This is a genomic window from Rhodospirillales bacterium, assembly GCA_016872535.1.
Classification (GTDB): Bacteria; Pseudomonadota; Alphaproteobacteria; order Rhodospirillales; family 2-12-FULL-67-15; genus 2-12-FULL-67-15.
Window position 1 is genome coordinate 1 of the sequence record VGZQ01000061.1, and the last position, 20,183, is coordinate 20,183.

19 protein-coding genes and 1 tRNA gene are annotated in these 20,183 nt (G+C 62.1%); 11 read left to right on the forward strand and 9 right to left on the reverse strand.

Annotated features, from left to right (window positions below; all coding sequences use genetic code 11):
* A partial coding sequence (locus FJ311_12020) for an amino acid ABC transporter permease (protein ID MBM3952166.1) occupies positions 1 to 754 on the forward strand: 754 nt, incomplete at its 5' end.
* Between the two features lie 69 nt (positions 755 to 823).
* Here FJ311_12020 and FJ311_12025 read toward each other — a convergent pair.
* Positions 824 to 2,224, reverse strand: a complete 1,401-nt coding sequence (locus tag FJ311_12025; protein MBM3952167.1) for an amidase — start codon at positions 2,222 to 2,224, stop codon at positions 824 to 826.
* A gap of 110 nt (positions 2,225 to 2,334) precedes the next feature.
* Here FJ311_12025 and FJ311_12030 point away from each other — a divergent pair, with 110 nt between their 5' ends.
* The 9 genes from FJ311_12030 (at position 2,335) to FJ311_12070 (ending at position 11,107) form a co-directional block, all read left to right on the forward strand.
* Positions 2,335 to 3,507 (forward strand): M24 family metallopeptidase, encoded by a 1,173-nt coding sequence (locus FJ311_12030; protein MBM3952168.1) that lies wholly within the window; start codon positions 2,335 to 2,337, stop codon positions 3,505 to 3,507.
* 166 nt (positions 3,508 to 3,673) lie between these two features.
* Positions 3,674 to 4,507, forward strand: coding sequence for a branched-chain amino acid ABC transporter permease (locus FJ311_12035; GenBank protein ID MBM3952169.1), 834 nt, complete (start codon positions 3,674 to 3,676; stop codon positions 4,505 to 4,507).
* Positions 4,504 to 5,508, forward strand: a complete 1,005-nt coding sequence (locus FJ311_12040) for a branched-chain amino acid ABC transporter permease (protein MBM3952170.1) — start codon at positions 4,504 to 4,506, stop codon at positions 5,506 to 5,508. Before FJ311_12035 ends, FJ311_12040 begins: the two co-directional genes overlap by 4 nt.
* A gap of 38 nt (positions 5,509 to 5,546) precedes the next feature.
* Positions 5,547 to 6,551 carry a branched-chain amino acid ABC transporter permease gene (locus FJ311_12045; protein MBM3952171.1) on the forward strand — a complete coding sequence of 335 codons (1,005 nt, stop codon included), beginning with the start codon at positions 5,547 to 5,549 and terminating at the stop codon, positions 6,549 to 6,551.
* The gene (locus tag FJ311_12050) at positions 6,548 to 7,315 is read left to right on the forward strand and encodes an ABC transporter ATP-binding protein (GenBank protein ID MBM3952172.1); all 768 of its coding nucleotides are present in this window, start codon (positions 6,548 to 6,550) and stop codon (positions 7,313 to 7,315) included. Before FJ311_12045 ends, FJ311_12050 begins: the two co-directional genes overlap by 4 nt.
* Positions 7,308 to 8,009 carry an ABC transporter ATP-binding protein gene (locus FJ311_12055; protein MBM3952173.1) on the forward strand — a complete coding sequence of 234 codons (702 nt, stop codon included), beginning with the start codon at positions 7,308 to 7,310 and terminating at the stop codon, positions 8,007 to 8,009. The genes FJ311_12050 and FJ311_12055 overlap by 8 nt, the downstream gene beginning before the upstream one ends.
* Before the next feature lie 47 nt (positions 8,010 to 8,056).
* Complete coding sequence (locus FJ311_12060) at positions 8,057 to 9,331, forward strand: ABC transporter substrate-binding protein (protein ID MBM3952174.1); 1,275 nt, start codon at positions 8,057 to 8,059, stop codon at positions 9,329 to 9,331.
* Positions 9,332 to 9,392: 61 nt separating this feature from the next.
* Positions 9,393 to 10,466: a carbon-nitrogen hydrolase family protein gene (locus FJ311_12065; GenBank protein ID MBM3952175.1), complete on the forward strand. Its 1,074-nt coding sequence runs from the start codon at positions 9,393 to 9,395 to the stop codon at positions 10,464 to 10,466.
* Positions 10,466 to 11,107 carry a hypothetical protein gene (locus tag FJ311_12070; protein MBM3952176.1) on the forward strand — a complete coding sequence of 214 codons (642 nt, stop codon included), beginning with the start codon at positions 10,466 to 10,468 and terminating at the stop codon, positions 11,105 to 11,107. The genes FJ311_12065 and FJ311_12070 overlap by 1 nt, the downstream gene beginning before the upstream one ends.
* 48 nt (positions 11,108 to 11,155) lie before the next feature.
* Here the strand turns inward: FJ311_12070 and FJ311_12075 are convergent.
* The 4 genes from FJ311_12075 to argJ form a co-directional block, all read right to left on the reverse strand.
* Positions 11,156 to 11,243, reverse strand: a tRNA-Leu gene (locus FJ311_12075).
* Positions 11,244 to 11,301: 58 nt separating this feature from the next.
* Positions 11,302 to 12,057, reverse strand: a complete 756-nt coding sequence (locus FJ311_12080; GenBank protein ID MBM3952177.1) for a competence/damage-inducible protein A — start codon at positions 12,055 to 12,057, stop codon at positions 11,302 to 11,304.
* Between the two features lie 12 nt (positions 12,058 to 12,069).
* Positions 12,070 to 13,014, reverse strand: a complete 945-nt coding sequence (locus FJ311_12085; protein MBM3952178.1) for a GNAT family N-acetyltransferase — start codon at positions 13,012 to 13,014, stop codon at positions 12,070 to 12,072.
* Positions 12,977 to 14,209, reverse strand: coding sequence for a bifunctional glutamate N-acetyltransferase/amino-acid acetyltransferase ArgJ (gene argJ, locus FJ311_12090; protein ID MBM3952179.1), 1,233 nt, complete (start codon positions 14,207 to 14,209; stop codon positions 12,977 to 12,979). The genes FJ311_12085 and argJ overlap by 38 nt, the downstream gene beginning before the upstream one ends.
* 212 nt (positions 14,210 to 14,421) lie before the next feature.
* Between argJ and secA the strand changes: the two genes are divergently transcribed.
* Positions 14,422 to 17,097 carry a preprotein translocase subunit SecA gene (secA, locus tag FJ311_12095; protein MBM3952180.1) on the forward strand — a complete coding sequence of 892 codons (2,676 nt, stop codon included), beginning with the start codon at positions 14,422 to 14,424 and terminating at the stop codon, positions 17,095 to 17,097.
* 10 nt (positions 17,098 to 17,107) lie between these two features.
* Here the strand turns inward: secA and rfbA are convergent, their stop codons facing one another.
* The 4 genes from rfbA to FJ311_12115 are packed head-to-tail and all read right to left on the reverse strand — an operon-like array spanning position 17,108 to position 20,158.
* Positions 17,108 to 17,992, reverse strand: a complete 885-nt coding sequence (rfbA, locus tag FJ311_12100; GenBank protein MBM3952181.1) for a glucose-1-phosphate thymidylyltransferase RfbA — start codon at positions 17,990 to 17,992, stop codon at positions 17,108 to 17,110.
* The gene (gene rfbB, locus FJ311_12105; protein MBM3952182.1) at positions 17,992 to 19,062 is read right to left on the reverse strand and encodes a dTDP-glucose 4,6-dehydratase; all 1,071 of its coding nucleotides are present in this window, start codon (positions 19,060 to 19,062) and stop codon (positions 17,992 to 17,994) included. Before rfbB ends, rfbA begins: the two co-directional genes overlap by 1 nt.
* Before the next feature lie 8 nt (positions 19,063 to 19,070).
* Positions 19,071 to 19,625 (reverse strand): dTDP-4-dehydrorhamnose 3,5-epimerase, encoded by a 555-nt coding sequence (rfbC, locus tag FJ311_12110; GenBank protein ID MBM3952183.1) that lies wholly within the window; start codon positions 19,623 to 19,625, stop codon positions 19,071 to 19,073.
* An 8-nt stretch (positions 19,626 to 19,633) separates the two neighbouring features.
* On the reverse strand, positions 19,634 to 20,158 hold the full coding sequence (locus FJ311_12115; GenBank protein MBM3952184.1) for an NAD(P)-dependent oxidoreductase: 525 nt from the start codon (positions 20,156 to 20,158) through the stop codon (positions 19,634 to 19,636).
* Positions 20,159 to 20,183: the final 25 nt, after the last annotated feature.

The window sequence follows — 20,183 nt, forward strand, 5'->3', positions numbered from 1 at the left end:
CGATCTGCCGCAGCAGCGTCACAATCTGCTCAGGTCCGGGTTTTTTCTTCGGCATGGTCAGGCTCCTTTCCAAGTCAGTTTCTATCAAAACGCTTGGTACAAAAAGAGCCAGTCAGGTCAGGATCATCGCTTCGTGTTCATTCGCGGCGCCATCATCACCGCGGAGTTGACGATTTATTCCTTCGCACTCGGCCTGGTGATCGGCCTGCCCCTCGGCCTGATGCGAGATTCGAAACTATCATTTCTGCGGTATCCCTCGGCCGCCATCATCGAATTTTTCCGCAGCACGCCGACGCTGGTTCAATTGGTCTGGATTTATTATGCGTTGCCGATCGCGCTCGGCATCCGTCTTAGCGCGATGGTCGCCGTCACCATCGGTTTGGGTCTCCACACCGCTGCCTATTTCGCCGAGATATTCCGCGCCGGCGTCGCCTCGATCGACCAGGGCCAATTTTGGGCGGCCAAGTCGATCGGCATGACCTACACGCAATCGATGCGGCGCATCATTCTGCCCCAGGCCATCCGCCGGATGGTACCGCCATTCATCAACGAACTCGCCAATCTGATCAAGCTGACAACGCTCGGCTCGGTGCTCGCGGTCTATGAGCTGCTCCACGAGTCGAACAATCTGATCAACACAACATTCAGGCCGTTCGAAATTTACACGGCGCTCGCCCTGGCTTTCTTCATCATTATTTTTCCGATGATCTATTTATCGCGAAGATTGGAGCTGTATTGGGCACGACGAGCCTGACCATGACGCCGAACGCACGGGCCATTCCGGTATGCGCGCCATACTGGGTGCGCATACCACCGACAACCATCAGCGGAGCTTAGGTAGCCGAATTGGGTGAACTTGCTCGAATGCGCGAGCCGCGCGCAGCACCAACCGGTCGCCATAGGCCGGCCCAACGATCTGCATTCCGATCGGCAGTCCCAACCGGGTAAAGCCGCAGGGCATGGATGCGGCGGGCTGCCCGGTCAGGTTGAAGGGAAAAGTGAATGGCGACCACTCGGTCCAGCGCGATTGCCGAGTGGGATCAGGCACGTCCTGCCCGGCGGAAAACGGAGCGATCGGTACCGTCGGCGTGATCAAAAGGTCGTAGCTTTCATGGAATTTTCGCATGAGGATGCCCAGTTCACCGCGGGCCTGTTCGGCGGCGAGATAATCATCGAGCCCGACGCGGGCGCCGATCTCGGCAACGGCGACAAGGCCGGGATCCATGAGCTTGCGCTGGCCGGGATCGAACCGATTAAGCTCTCGGGCAATCGCGGGGAAGGCAAGCGTCTCGAATATCCCGCGCGGATCGGCGAAGCCGGGCGAGCATTCGGTGACGTTCGCGCCAAAATCAACCAACGTCCGCGCGGCCCGATCGACCGCCGCCGCTATTTCCGGATCAACCTCCGCATAGCCGAGATCGCGGCTGAAGGCGATGCGCACGCCTTTAAGACCGTCTTCGAGGCCGTCGCGGTAATTAGTTGGATCGGGAGGAAGTGCGCGCCAATCGCGCGCATCCGGCAAGACGATAATTTCAAGCATGAGCGCCGCATCGGCGACTGAGCGCGTCATCGGACCGACGTGGGCCATGGTGCCGAAAGCGCCCGGCGGCCAGAGCGGCACGCGACCGAAACTGGGCTTCAATCCGAAGACGCCAGTGAATGCGCTGGGCACGCGGATCGATCCCCCGCCGTCGGTGCCCAACGCAAGCGCGCCCATGCCGGTCGCGACCGCGACCGCCGCCCCGCCGCAGCTTCCGCCCGGGGTCATCGCCAGATTCCACGGATTGCGGGTGATGCCGGTGAGTGGACTGTCGGTGACCGTCTTCCAGTGAAACTCCGGCGTGGTCGTTTTGCCGAGGAGCACCGCGCCTGCCTCCTTCAGCCGCGCAACCGCCGGCGCGTCCTCTTTCCATGGCCGATCCGCCGAAACCAGCCGCGAGCCCCAGAGGGTCGGCCAGCCCTTGGTCAGAAACACGTCCTTGATCGAAACCGGTACGCCGTCGAGAGGGCCGATCGGCGCACCGCTTCGCCAACGGCGCTCCGACTGCTCGGCGGCCGCCAGCGCCCCAACAGGATCGACCAGGCGGAAAGCATTGAGAGCACCGTCATAAGCCTCGATCCGCGCAAGCGCGGCCTTGACGGCTTCGATCGGCGAGATTTCCTTTGTCCGGAACAACGCGACAAGTTCCGTGGCGCTTCGTTGGGCTAAATCCTCATTCACGATTTCGGCCCGGCGGTTTCGGAGCAAACAAGCGTGTACAATTCTATAGGGCCTGGATAAAGTTTTCACGGGATAGAACGGATCGGCGGACCACGGCCCCAGGGGGAGAGCCTATGGCTGGCGAAACGACGACGCCCGCCGACTTGCGGATTCCCCGCGCCGAGTACTCGGCGCGGCGGGCGCGACTGGCCGCGGATGCGCGCGCGCAGGGCCTCGACGGTGTGGTCGTGTGGTCGCGCGAGGGCACCGCCGAGACCCGCTCCGGCTACGGGATTTATCTAGCGAATTATTACACCAAGTTCTTCTCCGGCCTCGATGATTGCCCGCCCCATTTCGCTGCGCTCGGCCATGCGGCAGTCGTGGTGCCGGGCGCGGGTGAAGCGACCCTGGTCGTCGATATGCATTATCATTATTACCCGGCGGAGCGCGTGGCCGAGGCGATTGACGACGTCGTTCACGACACCAACGTGGTGCGCGGAGTAGCCAGCGCCCTCGCCGCGAAAAAGCTGACACGCGGACGACTCGGCCTCGTTGGTTCGCAAATCATGTCGGTCAAGCATTTTCAGGCGTTGAAGGACGCAACACCCGGCGTCGAATGGCGCGTTGTCGACGATCTTTTGATTGAACCCATGTTGATCAAAAGCGAAGCCGAATGGCAGATCATCCGCCATGGCTGCCGGGCAGTAAACGAGGTCACCGATGACGTGCTGGCGGCGGCCCAAGCCGGCGTTTTCGAGATGGACCTCATGCAGCGCGCCGCGCGCGGTTTGGCCGAACGCGATTGCGAGCTCTGGTGGCTTCGTCCGGCGGGTACGCGGCGGCTGGAAGACGGTCAAATCTACTTCATGTCGGTGGTCGGGTGGTGCCAGGGATATTTTTTCGACATCGCACGCAACAAGATCGTCGGGGCGAAGGCACATGCGCCGCGAAATGCGACGCTTGACGCGTTGAACGATTTCATTTTGCGCCAGGCCGAGGAACTTAAACCCGGCCGGACCGGCGCTGAAGCGGCGGCGTTTGGATTGCGCTACTTCATCGATGACCTCGAGGCCGTCACGCGCGCGGATATCGAGGCCGGGGCGTTATGTCCGTTTCCGGCCTTCGGCCACGGTCTCGGGCTCAATTATGGCCGGCCCTACGTGCGCGAAGGTGAACCCATGATATTGAAACCCGGCATGTATATGGCGATTGAGGCCAACTATGCTGACCCGGTCCTAGGCATGGCCGAAGCCGAAGTCAACGTGGAGATCACCTCGGCCGGTCCGCGCATTCTCACTACACTTTAATGCCGATTGTATTTTGCCGGTTCTGATGCACAATATCGGGGGAATTCGCGTGGCAAGCCGATCCGAAGATGTTTCGCCGGAACCGGTTTGACATAACACATAACACCGTAAGCCATCGCGCGAACGAACAGGGGGGCTTGTGTCCGAACTCGTCTTCATCTTGGCCATGAACGGCTTGGTCTGGGGCTTAATCATCGCCCTGATCGCCCTTGGCCTCTCGATCATCTTCGGCCTTTTGGACATCGTTAACGTCGCCCACGGCGACTTTTTCATGGTCGGCGCGGTGTTTGCCTGGACGGTCATCCTGATGACCGGAAATTTCTGGCTCGCGTTTCTGATCGTCCCCTTGATCGGCATGCTGCTCGGCATCGCGATCGAACGCGTGGTCATCAAGCCGATCGAGAACTCCCCGTCGCTATCGATCGTGGCCACTTTCGGCCTTTCCCTCATCCTGCAGGAAGCCGTGCGGGCGACCTTCGGCGCGACCCCGAAGCGCATTCTCGACCCGATCGGAATCACGATCCCCGTGCTCGGCATGAACTACCAGGTTTACCGACTGTTCGCGGCCGCCGTCGCGATCGCGGCCATCGTCGCCTTTTTTCTGTTCCTCCACCGGACCAAGTTCGGCACGTGGATGCGCGCCGTGCGCCAGGATCGCGAGACGGCGATCGCCATGGGCTTGCCGGCGAACCGCATTTTCCTCGTCACTTTCGGGCTCGGCACCTCGATGGCCATGCTCGGCGGCGTGGTGGCGGCGCCGATCACGTCGGTCGAGTTCCGTCTCGGCCTCGACGTGTTGCCGCTCTGCTTCATGGCTGTGATCATCGGCGGCATGGGCAACCTGCCCGGAACCGCCGCGGCCGCCGTTCTGCTCGCCCTGATCGAGGGCATCATCACCAGCTTCGCCGAACCGACGACGGCGCGGATCGTCTCGCTGATCATCATGAGCGTGGTCCTGCTGGTCCGGCCCGAGGGCATTTTCGCCCGGAGACGGACATGACGCTGGCGGCGAAATCGCCAGTGGCGCGACTCGGCCCTTGGCTGGCGCGCTTTACGCCCGCTCAGGGATTCGCTCTTCTGGCCGGGTTTCTTGTGCTGTTGCCGTGGTTTGTTCCGAACTATCAACGCGTGTTCGTCGCCGAAATCTTCGTCTGGGGGCTGTTCGCGATGTCGTTCGCGATGGTGTTCGGTTTCGCCGGCATGCTGTCGTTCGCCCAGGCCGTGTTCTTCGGCGCGGGATGCTACGGGTTTAATCTCGGCACTTTCTATTTCGGTTTCAATACGTGGGGCGCAGTTTTTTCCGCGTTCGCCGCCGCCGCGCTATTCGCGATCCCCGTCGGGTTTATCGCTACCCGCGTGCGCCATCATCATTTTTTGATCGTCACCGTGATTATTTCGGTATTGGTCACCACCATACTCGATTCCGGCCATTGGAAATGGCTGGCCGGTCCGTACGTCACACGTTCGCTTACCTTCGTTCCGGAAGTGCCGCTCGGGTTCGTGTCGTTCAGCTTTTTCAACGAAATCGTCGCCTATTATTTCACTGTGATCATGGTTGCCGCTGCCGTCGCCGTCTGCTGGCTGCTGGTGCATTCGCCATTCGGACGCGCGTTGCTGGCGATCCGTGAAAATGAAACGCGCGCGCGGCTGATAGGCCTCAACGTCAACCGCCTGCGCTGGATCATGTTCGTGGTCGCCGCCGGCATCGCCGGTTACGCGGGAGCTTTGTTTGCGCTGCTCACCCGTTTCACCAACCTCGAGTTTTTTCATTGGACTTACTCGGGCAAGGCCGTGGTCATGGCCATCATCGGCGGGGTCGGCTCCCTGATCGGGCCGTTCGTCGGAACCGCCTTCTATTTGCTGTCGAACGAGTATCTGTCCCAGTTCTTCCAGCAGTTCGTGATTGTCTTCGGGGTCATCCTGTTGGTTGTCATCCGCTACGCCCCGGAGGGCTTGTGGGGCCTGTTCGTGGGCTGGGTCCGCAGCCACAGGAGCGCCTGACCGTGCCGCTCCGCCTCACCCCGCTCCATATCCTCGGCCTGATCGGCTTCGCTTTTCTTCTGGTCGCGCCCTTCCTGCTGCCGCTGTTGGGCGCCAAATTCTGGGTCAATATCATCGCCGAAATCATGATTTGGAGCCTGTTCGCGGCCAGCGTGAACTTGCTACTCGGATACACCGGCCTGCTTTCGTTCGGACAGGCCCTTTACTTTGGCTTCGGCGCTTACGGCGTCGCCCTCGGCATCGACATGTTCGGGTGGTCTTTCTGGCCATCGGCGGTGTTCGGCGTATTCGTGGCGACGGCGTGCGCGGTGATCACCGGTATTTTCGCCGCACGCCTGACGTGGCACTACTTCGCCATCATCACGGTGGTGTTCTCGCTGATCTTCTTTTTTGTGGCGATCGGTTGGAAGTCAGTCACCGGCGGCGACGACGGGCGCCCGTTCACCGTGCCGCCGGTCTTCAAGATCGGCGGCATCGAGTTCACCATGCTGGACCAGACGTTCCAGTACTATTTCATTATGGCCGTCGTTGGCGCGTGCTTTTACTTGATGCACGTCATCCTCAAGAGCCCGCTCGGCTATACCTTCATCGCCGTGCGGGAGAACGCCTCGCGCCTAAGCCTCATCGGCTACAGCCCTTATCTCATCCGCTTCATCTCGTTCGTCATCGCGGGAGCGTTCGCCGGCGTCGCCGGTGTGCTGTTCGCGTTATTCGCCCGTTACGTCTCGGCCCAATACCTGTTCTGGACCGTATCGGGCGAAGGGGTGATCTGGGCCCTTGTCGGCGGCATCGGGACCTTGTTCGGCCCGGCTCTGGGCGCTGCGTTCTTGATCGTGGTGCGCGAGGAATTGTCGATCTACTGGGAGCATTACCTGTTTGTCGTCGGCATTATCGTCATCTTGTTCGTCTCCTTCGCCCCGGAGGGTCTGATGGGACTTTTGACTCGGACGATCGAGCGGTGGTCGAAGAAGCCGACTGACCACGCCGCACCGGAAGCCGAGACGTCGGCCGCGCCAGGGGAAAAAGCAGGGGGCGGATCGTGAGCGAGTCCATCCTGCGTACCGAAGGGTTAACCAAGGCGTTCGGCGGGCTGATCGCCGTCAACGACATCAACTTCACCCTGGCCAGCGGCAAACTGCACGCCATCATCGGCCCGAACGGCGCGGGTAAGACCACGTTTTTCAACGTTGTATCCGGTTTTCTCGGCGCGACGTCCGGCCGGGTCATCTTCGAGGGCCGCGACATTGTCGGCCTCAAGCCGCATCAGATCAGCCGGCTCGGCATCGCCCGCACGCTTCAGGTCAAGAGCGTGTTCAACGGCCTCTCGGTCTACGACAACGTCTGGATCGCGGCTCAGAGCCGCAAGCGGTTTCTGCACCCGTTCCGGCCGGCGAGCAGCTATCGCGACACCGCCCAGAAAGTGGAGCGCATCCTTGTCGAGGTCGGCATGAGCGATCATGCGCGCGATCTCGCCGGCAATTTGTCCTACGGCGACGTCGCGTTGCTTGAAATCGCGATTGCGCTGGCGACCGACCCCAAGCTGTTGTTGCTCGACGAACCGGTGTCGGGGATGAGCCCGGCTGAAACCGAGCGTACCGTCGCCATCATCAAGGATCTCGCCCGCCGGGTAAACGTGATCCTGATCGAACACGACATGGAGGTGGTTTTCGGCGCCGCCGACGTGATTACCGTCATGAATCAGGGCATGATTCTTTGCGAAGGCTCGCCCGAAGCGATCGCCAAAGATACGAGCGTCCAGGAAGCTTACCTGGGATCGCCCGAAGACGAGGACGAGGCGCATGCTTAAGCTCGACGGCCTCCACGCCCATTACGGCAAGAGCCACGTCCTGCAGGGCGTCAACCTGCACGTCGAGGCGGGCGAGGCGGTCGCGCTCCTTGGCCGTAACGGTGTCGGCAAGACGACGACGTTGCGCAGCATCATGGGCCTGACGCCGCCCTCCGCTGGTGCCGTCACCTTCGACGGCGCACGCCTCGACCAGATGCCAGCGCACAAGATCGCCGGCCTCGGCATCGGTTATGTGCCGCAGGGTCGGCGTATCTTTTCCAGCCTCAACGTCATCGACAATCTTTGCCTTGGGCTGACCGGTGCGCCGGAACCGGGGCGGCTCGAGGAAATTTTCGCGCAATTTCCGAAATTGCGGGAACGCGCGAAGCAGGAAGGCGGTACGCTCTCGGGCGGCGAGCAGCAGATGCTGGCCATCGCCCGCTGCCTGATCATGAAGCCCAAGCTTCTACTGCTTGACGAGCCGACTGAGGGGATCATGCCCAAGCTCGTCGCGACCTTGCGCAACGATATCCGGGCGGCGAACCAGAAAGGCATCTCCATCCTGTTGGTCGAGCAGAATTTCCGCGTCGCGCTTGCCTTGTGCACACGCGTCTATATCATGGAAAAGGGCGTTATCAGCTACGAAGGAACGGCAAGCGAAATCCGCAAAAACCCGGAGATCGCACATCGCTATCTCGGGGTTGCGGTCAATTGAAGAGGCGTTTTCCTCCAACGACGAGTCCAACCCAAGGAGTCGATGAAATGCGCACATCACGCAGAAGTTTTATGAAGACGGTCTTGGCCGGCGGCGTGCTCGGTCAAGGCCTCAGTCTCACGTTCGCCAAGGACCTGTTCGCCAAACCGACGGGCAAGCCGATTATCATCGGCCACCAATGCGACCTCACCGGCGGCATCTCGTCGTGGGGCTATTGGCTCGACAAGTCGACCAAGGCGGCCTGCGATTATCTCAACGCGACCACGGGTATCGCCGGGCGTCCCGTCCAGTACGTGGTCGAGGACACCGAGACCAATCCGCCCACGGGCGCGCGCAAGTTCCGCTCGCTGGTGCAGCGCAACGAAGCCGATTTCGTCATCGGCTCGGTGCATTCGGGCGTCAACCTTGCGACCGTGCCGATCGCCAAGGAACTGAAAACGGTCTACTGGCCGAACGGTATGGCCGCGGAAATGACCGAATCCAAGGGCAACCGTTACGTCTTCCGCGTCGGCAGCGACACCTATTCGCAGGCCGCCGCGGGAGTTGAATGGGCGATCAAGAACCTGGGCAAGAAATGGAGCTTCGTCTTCGCCGACTACGCCTGGGGCTGGAGCCATTTTAACGAACACAAGGCTTTGCTCGACAAGATGGGCGCGTCGGCCGGCGAGCCGATCGCGGTTCCGGTCGACGCCAAGGACATGCTTCCCTACCTCGCCAAGGTGAGCAAGGACGCCGAACAGCTCTATTCGATCTTCTTCGGCTCGCAGTCGGTCGCTTATTACACGCAGTCGAAGTCGCTCGGGCTCGACAAGAAGATGAATCGCTATTCGGTTCTGTGCACCCACGAATCGATTTCGCCCAAGGACATGGAAGGCGCGTCCGAGGGCATCTATATGCTCGAATACATGCCGCGCATGGCCAAGTACAAAGACACCGCCCATAACCGGAAGATCCGCGAACTGATGAAGGTCGATCCGGTCGACGGCAAGGAAGAAGGCAGCAACCGCATCCTCGCCAGTTCGCACTACTGGGCGACATGGGAATCCGTGTTCTTCATCAAGAAGGCGGTCGAGAAGTCGGGCTGGAAATCGAAAAAGGACACGCCCGATTTCATCCAGGCCCTCGAGGGCATGAAGGTCGAGGAATCCTTCGAACATCCGCAGGGCCCCAAGTATATCCGCAAGGAAGACCACAAGGCGGTCATCGACTTCTACATGAGTCGCGTCGAAAACGGCGAGATTCACGTGAAGCAGAAGATCGCCGCCGCGGACCTCGAGAAACGCTTCCCGTCGCGTCACGACTTCACCAAGGAGTCGTTCTGAAGCGCCATTCCGGGGCGGCGGAAACCGCCGCCCCGGTTTACCGCGGACGTCGGAGGCCGTCATGACCGCCTATCCGGCCTACAAAGTCGCCGCCGCGCACGTCGCGCCGGTGTTCCTCGACACCGACAAGACCGTCGCCAAGGCATGCGCGCTGATCGAGGAAGCGGCGCGCCACGGCGCCCGCTTGATCGCCTTTCCCGAGACTTACGTCCCCGCGTTTCCGCTCTGGTCGGCGCTGCGCGCGCCAATCCATAACCATGACCTGTTCAAGCGCCTGGCGGCGGGGGCCGTTCGCGTGCCGGGACCGGAAATCGCGCGCGTGTCCGCCACCGCCCGCCGCGCCGGGATCGTCGTTTCGCTCGGCATCAACGAAGGCACTGCGGCCAGCGTCGGCTGCATCTGGAATTCGAACCTCTTGATCGGCGCCGACGGCACCGTTCTCAACCATCACCGCAAACTGGTCCCGACATTTTTTGAGAAATTGACTTGGGCAAACGGGGACGGCGCCGGCTTGCGCGTGGTTGAAACCGCGCTTGGGCGGATCGGCATGCTGATTTGCGGCGAAAACACAAATCCCCTTGCCCGCTACACGCTGATGGCCCAGGGCGAACAAGTGCACATTTCGACTTATCCGCCCCTGTGGCCGACCAAGGACCCCGAGACCGGCGGCAACTACAATCTCGAAAATGCGATCCGGATTCGCGCCGGCGCGCATTCCTTTGAAGCCAAATGCTTCAACGTGGTGGCTGCAGGCTACATGGATAAAGCCATGCGCGAGGCGCTCGGTAGTCTCGATAGGGATGCAGGACGCATTTTGGATGCCAGCCCGCGCGGCGTTTCGATGATCTTGGCGCCGACCGGCGAGCCGATCGGTGATGTCCAATGCCAGGACGAGGGCATTCTTTACGCCGACATCGATCTTGCCGCTTGCGTCGAGCCCAAGCAATTTCACGATGTTGTCGGCTATTACAACCGTTTCGATATATTCAAGCTGACGGTCGACCGTTCGGCCAACCGCCCAATTGCGTTCGCGGCCGAAACTACGAGCGAAGTCGTCGAGTCCGCGGCCGTTTCGCCGCGCCAGGACAGCGGTGAACCCGGTCGGGAACCCCGCGTTCTCAAGATCGGAAATTGATGATCGCCCTTGCCCGCCGGATCGATGCGCGTTCGACCGAGGCAATTCCTCCTGCCCGGGAAGTCCGTTGGATTCTGCTTATGATCTTCCTGACATTGATTTTGCCGCCCGCGATCTTCGGTGGGCTAACCTATTACCGCTTTGGGATTTTGGCCCCGTCGTATTTCGTGCCATACGAGGAATTCTGGGCGGCATTGACGGCGGGCAATATTGCAACGCTGTTTACCGCACCGCTTCTCAGCGTAAACATGACGAGCGGCGATATTCTCGCCAACATGTACAGCGTGACATTGGGTCAGTACGGGCTTTCGATTGCCCTTGGCGCCGCCATGGGTCTAGCGCTGGCCAAGCAATTTCAACTACTTAGGGTCTGCTCGACTGGAACACTCGGCGGCACGACCGCCGCCACGGGCTCGGGTTTTTTCGCCACGGTGGCTGCAAGCAGCACCGGCATACTCGGTTGCTGCGGCTCCGGGCTTGCCGGCGGCGTGTTGACGCTGCTCGGGATCAGCGGCAACGTTGCCGGTCAGCTTGCGGGCGCCTCGCTCGTGCTTCAACTCGCCCTTGTCGCCGTTTTTGTCCTCCTTAATCTGCGGTTCGCAGCCCGCCTCAAGGCGCTTCAACCGCACGGCGCGGCCTGAGAAGCTTCCGCCGTTCACCCCACCCCGTGAACGTCACATCACATAAGTTGGTGCCCGCTGCTGGAATCGAACCAGCACTCCCGTTGCCAGGAAACGGATTTTAAGTCCGTTGCGTCTACCGTTCCGCCAAGCGGGCTCCATGACCGGGACCCGGAAGATTAGCGCAAAATGCCCTCGCCGCCAGCGCGGGGGGATTATTTTTCCTCGGCCGGCTCGCCCCCTTGCGCGCGCACGGTGGCTTTGACCGCCTCGGTCGCGGCAGCCACCGCCGCCACGTCGGTTCCACGCACCACCAGGCTGGCACCGAGCTTGCCGTCGCGGAAAAAGGGGTAGCTGCCGATCTCGACCGCCGGGTGCGCCGCCTGGGCCTGGCCAAGCCCGGCCGCCATCTTGCCCTCAGGGACAAAGGCGACCACCGTGCGCGACAGCATCGGGGCACCGCCCTTCAGTTTATGACGGTACCCTTCGAACATCGCCTGCATGATGCGCGGCACGCCCGCGAGCACGATTACGTTGCCGATGCGGAAACCCGGCGCCTTGCTGACCGGGTTGTCGATCAATTCGGCGCCTTCCGGCATCTCGGCCATGCGCAGGCGTTGGGTGTTGACGTCTTCGGGGCGCGCATAGTGGCGACGGAGCCGCGCCTCCGCCTCGGGGTTGCGCACATGGCGCACACCAAATGCCTTCGAAACACAGACCGAGGTGATGTCGTCGTGGGTCGGGCCGATGCCGCCGGTGGTGATGACGTAATCGAACTTGGCGCGACATTCGTTGACGGTGGCGATGATGGTCTCTTCCACGTCGGGAATGACGCGCGCTTCCATCAGCCGCACGCCGATTTCGTTGAGCGATTTAGCGAGATATTGCAGGTTGGCATCTTGAGTGCGACCCGACAGCACTTCGTTGCCGATGATGAGCAGGCAGGCGGTGACGGTCTTCGTTTCGGACATAACCGCGCGATGTTACAGCAAGTCCCGAAGCAAAGACACCAAGGGCGCGTCAGCCGGCGGCATGGGTACGTCGGCGAGCCGCGCGGGCGCGATCCAACGCAGTTCCTGCCCTTCGCGCGCCATTGGCGTGCCTTTCCATACCCGGCACGCGAACACTGGCATCAGCAGGTGAAAATCGTCATAGTCGTGGGACGCGCACGCAATCGCCGCAAGACAGCTTTCGCGCGTATCGACGGACAATTCCTCGGCTAGCTCACGGATCAAGGCAGCCTCCGGCGTTTCGCCCATCCGCACCTTGCCGCCGGGAAATTCCCAAAGCCCGGCCATGTCCTTGCCTTCGGGCCGGCGCGCGATAAGGACGCGCCCGTCCGCGTCCACCAGCGCCGCCGCCGCCACTAAAACCATCGGCTGCGTACCGTGGCGTGCTTCCCAAGCGGCGCGATCAAGGATGAACAACCGGGCCTGATGACAGCCGCACGCCGTTGTGCCTCGTTCCGCGAACCCGGCCTTGGTGAACACCCGCGCTGAGGCCGCGTTGGCAGGCAATACGCGCGCGCGGATTTCCCGTGCGTCCAGAGATTGAAATCCGTGACGAGTAAGGCGATTTACCGTTTCGGTCGCGTACCCTTTGCCCCAATAGGCGCGGCCGAGCCAAAGGGTGATTTCGCCCACGTCGCTGGTGCGGCGCAGTTCGATGAAGCCGATCAGAGCGCCATCGCGCAGCCGCTCGATCCCGAACGCGAAGAGACGCTCCGGGTCGGGACGAAACGAAGCGATCGGTTCCGCCAGTTGCCCGGCGATATCCGGATCATCGCCCAGCTTGGCCAACGCCTCCGTATCTCCCTCGACCAGGGGCCTGAGGCGCACGTTGCGCGCAAGCAGCGAAACACCGGGCATGGGTGCGTGCGCGCAAGCCGAATCAGGAGCGGTAGTCGGCGTTGATGTCGATATAGCCATGGGTGAGGTCGCAGGTCCATACGGTGGCGCGCCCCTGGCCGATGCCAACGTCGGTTTCGATCACGACATCTCGGCCGCGCACGTGTTCGACTACAGGCGCTTCATCGTAGCCGGGAACGACGCTGCCGTCCTTGGCGATTTGCACCCCGCCCATGCGGATGGCGAGCTTGTCGCGATCCGCCCGCTCGCCCGCCTTGCCGATCGCCATCACCACCCGGCCCCAGTTCGCGTCGCCGCCCGCGATCGCGGTCTTGACCAGCGGCGAATTGGCAATGGCGAGCGCGATCCTGCGCGCGGCGCGATCGTCCGCCGCGCCGGTCACAGTGACGGTAATGAACTTGGAGGCACCTTCACCATCACGCACCACCTGCTGGGCGAGATCGACCATGACTTCTTCCAGCTTGGCGCGGAAATCGACGAGCAACGGCTCGGCCGCGTCGGTCGCAGGCGGATGCTTGGTACCGGCGCCGGTCGCAAATACCAACACCGTATCGCTGGTGGACGTGTCGCTGTCGACCGTGATCGAATTGAACGAGCGATCGACCGCGGGCCCAACGATCGCCTGAAGAACCCGCGCGGGAATCGCAGCATCGGTGAAAATGAAGGCGAGCATGGTCGCCATGTCCGGTGCGATCATGCCGGAGCCCTTGGCAATGCCGGCAATGGTGACTGCCTCGCCCCCGATACGCGCGGTTCGCGCCGCGCCCTTGGGGAACGTATCGGTGGTCATGATGGCGCGCGCGGCTTCTTCCCACTTGCCCGCGCCGAGAGATTTGGCAAGCGCAGGCAGCGTGACGACGATCTTATCCGCTGGCAGCGGCTCGCCAATGACACCGGTGGAGGCAACGAACACCTCGCCCGCGCGGCAGCCGAGAACATCGGCCGCGGCCTCGACGGTTTGCTCGACCGCCTTGGTTCCAGCCCAGCCGGTGAAGGCATTGGCGTTGCCGGAGTTGACCACCAAGCCGCGCGCGCCGCCCGGCAACGACCGGCGACACCACTCGACCGGCGCCGAAGCGGTGAGTGAACGGGTCAACGTGCCCGCGACCGAGGTCGTCGGGGCGAGTTCGACTAGCATCAAGTCGGTTCGGCCGCGATAGCGCACGCCGCACGATCCGGTCGCGACGCGCACGCCCGCGACAGCCGGAATTTCGGGAAAGCGTTCGGGGGCGAGCGGCGAAACCTTGGGCGGCATGGCGGGTCTTTGGGGCAAGTCGCAGAGGCGTGAATCGATGACGCCGGCGAAGCGGCGAACGGCGCTTTGTATGGCCTTCTGTCGGTCAAGAAAAGCCCCCGAAAGCCGACCCGGATTGGGAGAGCCCCGCATTGACAGGGGGGGAACGGGACTCTATCTCTTCCCCGCCCCTGTTTCTCCGCCAAAAGTCCCGTTCTTCCCCCGGACACAGCATGTTCGACGTCCTTGCCCGCAAGCTGTTTGGCTCCGCCAATCAGCGATTTCTGAACCGCCTGCACAGGGATGTAGAGCGTATCAACGCGCTCGAGCCCGAATTGGAGCGGCTCTCCGATGACGCACTCAAGGCCCGCACCCCTTGGCTCAAGGAGCGACTCGCGGCCGGCGAGGACCTGGACGATTTGCTCCACGACGCCTTCGCCACTGTGCGCGAAGCCGCCAAGCGTACCCTCGGCCAGCGTCATTTCGACGTCCAGCTGCTCGGCGGTATGGTGCTGCACCGGGGCATGATCAGCGAGATGAAAACCGGCGAAGGCAAGACCCTGGTCGCAACTCTGCCGGTCTATCTCAACGCGCTCGCCGGCGCGGGCGTCCACGTGGTCACCGTCAACGACTACCTCGCACGCCGCGACTCCGAATGGATGGGGCGGATCTACAACTTCCTCGACTTAAGTGTCGGCTGCATCGTGCACGGCCTCGACGACGACGAGCGCCGCGCCCAATACGCCTGCGACGTGACCTATGGCACCAACAACGAATTCGGCTTCGATTATCTGCGCGACAACATGAAATATGCGCTCGCCGACATGGTGCAGCGCCCGTTCTATTACGCCATCGTCGACGAAGTCGATTCGATTTTGATCGATGAAGCGCGCACGCCCCTGATCATCTCCGGTCCGACCGAGGACAATTCCGAGCTTTATATCGCGGTCAATCGGCTGATCCCCTCCCTCGGCAAAAGCGATTACGAAAAAGATGAAAAAGCTCGCGCCGTCACCTTGACCGAAGCCGGCAACGAAACTATCGAGCGGCTGTTGCGCGACAACGGCCTGCTTGGCGGCGGGGGCAGCCTTTACGATGTCGCCAACGTCTCCCTCGTCCACCACGTTAATCAGGCGTTGCGCGCGCACAAGCTGTTCCAGCGCGACGTCGATTACATCGTCAAGAACGACAAGGTAGTGATCATTGACGAGTTCACTGGCCGCATGATGGAAGGCCGGCGCTATTCAGAAGGCCTGCACCAGGCGCTTGAAGCCAAGGAAGGCGTGACCATCGAAAACGAGAATCAGACGTTGGCATCGATTACCTTCCAGAATTATTTCCGGCTTTATCCCAAGCTCGCCGGCATGACCGGCACCGCCATGACCGAGGCGGGCGAATTCTCGGAAATCTACAAGCTCGAAGTCATCGAAATCCCGACCAATGTCCAGTGCGTGCGCCAGGACCACGACGACGAGGTCTACCGCACCGCCGACGAAAAATACAATGCGATCATCGCCTTGATCGAGGATTGTCGCGCGCGCAAGCAGCCGGCGCTGGTCGGCACCGTCAGCATCGAAAAATCCGAACACCTCTCCCAGTTGCTCAAGAAACGCAACATCCCGCACCAAGTGCTGAACGCCCGCTACCATGAGCAGGAAGCCTACATCGTTGCTCAAGCCGGCGTGCCGGGTACGGTCACCATCGCCACCAATATGGCTGGCCGTGGCACCGACATCCAACTCGGCGGCAACGTCGACATGCGACTCAAGCAGGAATTGGCCGATATCGCCGACGAGGCCAAGCGCGCGACCCGCGCCGATGTCATCCGCGCCGAGGTCGCCGGTGCCAAGCGGACCGCGATCGAGGCCGGCGGTCTTTACATCATCGGTACCGAGCGCCACGAAAGCCGGCGCATCGACAATCAGCTTCGCGGCCGATCGGGTCGCCAGGGCGACCCCGGTGCGTCCAAGTTTTTCCTCTCGCTCCAGGACGATCTGATGCGCATCTTCGGTTCGGAGCGGATCGACGGCATGCTGCGCACCTTGGGACTCAAGGAAGGCGAGGCCATCGTCCATCCCTGGGTCAACAAGGCTCTGGAAAAGGCGCAGCAGAAGGTCGAGGCGCGCAACTTCGAAATCCGCAAGAACTTGCTGCGCTACGACGACGTGATGAACGACCAGCGCAAAGTGGTCTACGAGCAGCGCAAGGAATTGATGTCGGTCGACGACGTGTCCGACGACCTGCGCGACATGCGCCGCCAAGTGGTCGACGACCTGGTCGGCAAGTACATCCCCGAGGGCGCCTATCCCGAGCAATGGGCGGTAGATTCACTCCACGAGGAAGTGCTGCGTGTGTTCGGCCTCGACTTGCCGATCGCCGACTGGGCCAAGGAGGAAGGAATCGCCGATGCCGAAATCAAAGGCCGGATCGGCGCCGCCGCCGACCGGCGTCTTGCCGAGAAAGCGGCCAATTTCGGGCCCGATTTGACCCGCCGCGTCGAGAAAAGTTTGCTCATGCAGGTGCTCGACCAGGTGTGGAAGGAGCATCTGCTGACCCTCGACCACCTACGCCAGGGCATCGGGCTCCGCGCTTATGGTCAGCGCGACCCGCTTAACGAATACAAGACCGAGGCGTTTGCCCTGTTCGAGCAGATGCTCGACCGGTTGCGCGAGCGCGTCACCACCATCCTCGCCCACGTCGAATTGCGGATGGAGGACCCCGCTCAGCCTTTGCAGCCGGGACCGCCCAAGGGCGCGATGGAAACGCGCTCGGATCCGGCATTCGCCCGGGACCCGCGACCCGCGTTCGACGCCAACGATCCGGCCACCTGGGGACGGGTGCCGCGCAATGCACCCTGCCCGTGCGGCTCGGGGCGCAAGTACAAGCACTGCCACGGCAAGGCAGCGTGAGTGCGTTGATCTAAGGATTTTCCCGGCGGAATTCGTGCGCAATACGCGCGAGATATTCGCCGTAGGCGCTGTTCGCGAGCCGCTCCGCGCGCCGCTCGAAATCGGCCACGGTGATGTATCCGAGCCGAAGCGCGATTTCCTCGAGGCAGGCGATCTTGAGTCCCTGGCGCTGCTCGACCGTGGCGACGAACTGGGCCGCCTGCACCAGCGATTCCGGCGTGCCGGTGTCGAGCCAGGCGAAACCGCGGCCGAGCTTTTCGACGCGCAGCGCTCCATCGTTCAGGTAGGCGCGATTGACGTCGGTGATCTCAAGCTCGCCGCGCGCCGATGGACGCAAGTTGGCCGCGATGTCGAGAACGCGATTGTCGTAGAAATAAAGACCCGTTACCGCCCAATTGGATGTCGGTTGCGGAGGCTTTTCGACTATCGCTGCGGGACGCTCCCGCGCATCGAACTCGACCACGCCATAGCGTTCCGGATCACGCACCCAATAAGCAAAGACAGTGGCGCCATCGGGTTGCGCCGCCGCCTTGCGCAGCAAATCAGGAAAGCCGTGACCGAAGAAGATATTGTCGCCGAGCACCAGGGCGCAACGGTCGCGGCCGACGAACGACCGGCCGATTACGAACGCTTCCGCCAGGCCGTTGGGTTTCGGCTGTTCCGCATAAGAGATCCGGAGCCCAAAGTCGTCGCCGCCACCGAGCAGGGATTCGAACTGCGCCCGCGCCGCGGGTGTCGTGATCACCAGAATGTCGCGGATGCCGGCGAACATCAGCGTCGAGACCGGGTAATAGACCATCGGCTTGTCGTAGACCGGCAATAGCTGCTTGTTGACCGCGCGGGTCATGGGATGCAGTCGCGTGCCGCTGCCGCCCGCCAGAACGATGCCCTTCATCACCTCCCTCCCCGCGACGCGCGCTCGAGGCCAAGCCGCTCGCCGCCGTAACGTCGATCGAGAAGCGGCGCCCACCACGATTCGTTTTCCAAATACCACCGAACCGTGCGTTCCAGTCCTTGCTCGAACGCTGTTTGCGGACGCCAGCCGAGTTCGTCCCGGACGCGCGTGAAGTCGATGGCGTAGCGGAAATCGTGCCCCGGCCGATCCTCGACGAACGCAATCAGGCGCTCGTGCGGCGCGCCCTCTGGTCTGATGCCATCAAGAATGCGGCAAATCGCGCGCACCACGTCGAGATTGCGCTTTTCCGTGCCGCCGCCAACGAGATAAGTGCCACCCACCCGCCCGCGCGTCAAAATCGCCAGTAACGCTTCGGCATGATCCTCGACGAAAAGCCAATCGCGCACATTTTCTCCCCGCCCGTAGACCGGTAAGGGCCGCCCCCGAATCGCATTGATAATCGTCAGCGGGATCAATTTCTCCGGAAATTGATAGGGCCCGTAATTGTTCGAGCAATTGCTGAGCACGACCGGTAGCCCGTAGGTGTAGCCCCAAGCCAGTGCTAGGTGGTCGGACGCTGCCTTGCTCGCCGAATAGGGCGAACGCGGCCGGTATGGTGTGGTGTCATCGAAGGGTTGGTCATCGGCATCGAGCGACCCGAATACTTCGTCGGTCGAAACGTGATGAAAACGAAAAACATCGCGCGTCGGCATGGGCAACTCGCGGTAATAGTCGAGCGCCGCCTCCAGCAAGCGATAAGTTCCCACCACGTTGGTTTCGATGAAAGGCGCGGGACCATCGATCGAACGATCGACGTGGGATTCGGCCGCCAGATGAAGGATCGCGTCCGGCCGATGTTTGGCCAAAATGGCGCGCACTGTGCGGCCGTCGACGATATCTGCGCGTTCGAACGCGTAGCGGCGATCGCCCTCGACATCGGCCACATTGGATGGATTGGCGGCGTAAGTCAGTTTATCGAGGTTGACGACACTGTCGCCGCTTTCGCGGACGATGCGCCGCACCACCGCCGAGCCGATGAAGCCGCAGCCGCCGGTCACAAGAATCTTCATCGTTCTCCTCAGTCGAACACCGGACCGAGATCGGCGAGCCGGGGCAAGCGCGCGTCCTTGTCGGAAACGATCGCCTCGGCAACGGACACCGGCCAAGCAATCCCCAGCGCGGGATCGTGCCAGAGCACTCCCCCGTACAATTCCGGCGCATAGGGCGCGGACATCTTATAGACGATCTCCGTATCCGGTTCGAGGGTGCAGAACCCGTGAGCGAAACCGGCCGGAATAAACAGCTGGCGGCAATCGCCGCCCTGCAGTTCGCACGTCACATGCCTACCAAAGGTCGGCGACGAACGACGCAGATCGACCGCCACGTCGAACAACCGCCCCCGGGGGACATGAATTAGCTTCGCCTGGCCGCGGGGTGGTGCTTGAAAATGGAGTCCGCGCACCGTGCCCACCCGCCGGCTGACGGACCAGGCATCCATAACGAAATCCGTGTCGATTCCGATCGCGTAAAACTTCGCCGTGTCATAAGTTTCCGCGAAAGCGCCGCGTGAGTCATCGAAGCGTTCGAATTCAACGGTCCAAACATCGGGAATGGCGGTGGCAATGACACGCATCGAACGCCTTACGCCTCCGCCAATAGGCGCCGAATACCCTCGTCGAGCGGAATTTTCGGCTGCCAGCCGGGCACCGGCGGGCCTTGCCACGGTGCCGTCAGGGTATGCGCGGGTGCCGGCCACGCCCCCTTCTTGATCGGCACCGGCTTGCCCGCGCTTCGTTCGAACGCCGCCAGGACTTCGCGCAACGTACATCGTCGCTCGGGCGCCACGGCGAAACGGCGTCCAGCAACTTGGTCGGGATTCTCGATCAACAAGCGGGCGGCGACCATGAAAGCCTCGATCACATCATCCACATGCACGAGATCGAGCGCTGGATCGTCGCTGGGAATCGGCATCGCCTCGCCCGAACGCAACGCCGCCAAGACCGCCGGGATCAGGCGACGGCGCCAATCGCCGCCGCCGTAAACGTCGTACAGCACCAGGGTCGCGGCAGAAAAACCGTGCACGGCGACGTAATAGGAGAGCATGTCCTCAAACGCTTGCTTGGTCGCAGCATACAGATTGAGCGGCCGATAAGCGGAACCGTCCATGTGCTGAAAATACGTGGCGGCGTGC

Excerpts from the sequence above, each read along its gene's own strand:
- rfbB (MBM3952182.1), bottom strand. The coding sequence starts at position 19,062 with ATGAAGATTCTTGTGACCGGCGGCTGCGGCTTCATCGGCTCGGCGGTG.
- FJ311_12085 (MBM3952178.1), bottom strand. The coding sequence starts at position 13,014 with ATGGCTATATCGACATCAACGCCGACTACCGCTCCTGATTCGGCTTGC.
- FJ311_12115 (MBM3952184.1), bottom strand. The coding sequence starts at position 20,158 with ATGGACGGTTCCGCTTATCGGCCGCTCAATCTGTATGCTGCGACCAAG.
- rfbC (MBM3952183.1), bottom strand. The coding sequence starts at position 19,625 with ATGCGTGTCATTGCCACCGCCATTCCCGATGTTTGGACCGTTGAATTC.
- rfbA (MBM3952181.1), bottom strand. The coding sequence starts at position 17,992 with ATGAAGGGCATCGTTCTGGCGGGCGGCAGCGGCACGCGACTGCATCCC.
- FJ311_12060 (MBM3952174.1), top strand. The coding sequence starts at position 8,057 with ATGCGCACATCACGCAGAAGTTTTATGAAGACGGTCTTGGCCGGCGGC.
- FJ311_12040 (MBM3952170.1), top strand. The coding sequence starts at position 4,504 with ATGACGCTGGCGGCGAAATCGCCAGTGGCGCGACTCGGCCCTTGGCTG.
- FJ311_12080 (MBM3952177.1), bottom strand. The coding sequence starts at position 12,057 with ATGTCCGAAACGAAGACCGTCACCGCCTGCCTGCTCATCATCGGCAAC.
- secA (MBM3952180.1), top strand. The coding sequence starts at position 14,422 with ATGTTCGACGTCCTTGCCCGCAAGCTGTTTGGCTCCGCCAATCAGCGA.
- FJ311_12035 (MBM3952169.1), top strand. The coding sequence starts at position 3,674 with ATGAACGGCTTGGTCTGGGGCTTAATCATCGCCCTGATCGCCCTTGGC.
- FJ311_12070 (MBM3952176.1), top strand. The coding sequence starts at position 10,466 with ATGATCGCCCTTGCCCGCCGGATCGATGCGCGTTCGACCGAGGCAATT.
- FJ311_12055 (MBM3952173.1), top strand. The coding sequence starts at position 7,308 with ATGCTTAAGCTCGACGGCCTCCACGCCCATTACGGCAAGAGCCACGTC.
- FJ311_12065 (MBM3952175.1), top strand. The coding sequence starts at position 9,393 with ATGACCGCCTATCCGGCCTACAAAGTCGCCGCCGCGCACGTCGCGCCG.
- argJ (MBM3952179.1), bottom strand. The coding sequence starts at position 14,209 with ATGCCGCCCAAGGTTTCGCCGCTCGCCCCCGAACGCTTTCCCGAAATT.
- FJ311_12030 (MBM3952168.1), top strand. The coding sequence starts at position 2,335 with ATGGCTGGCGAAACGACGACGCCCGCCGACTTGCGGATTCCCCGCGCC.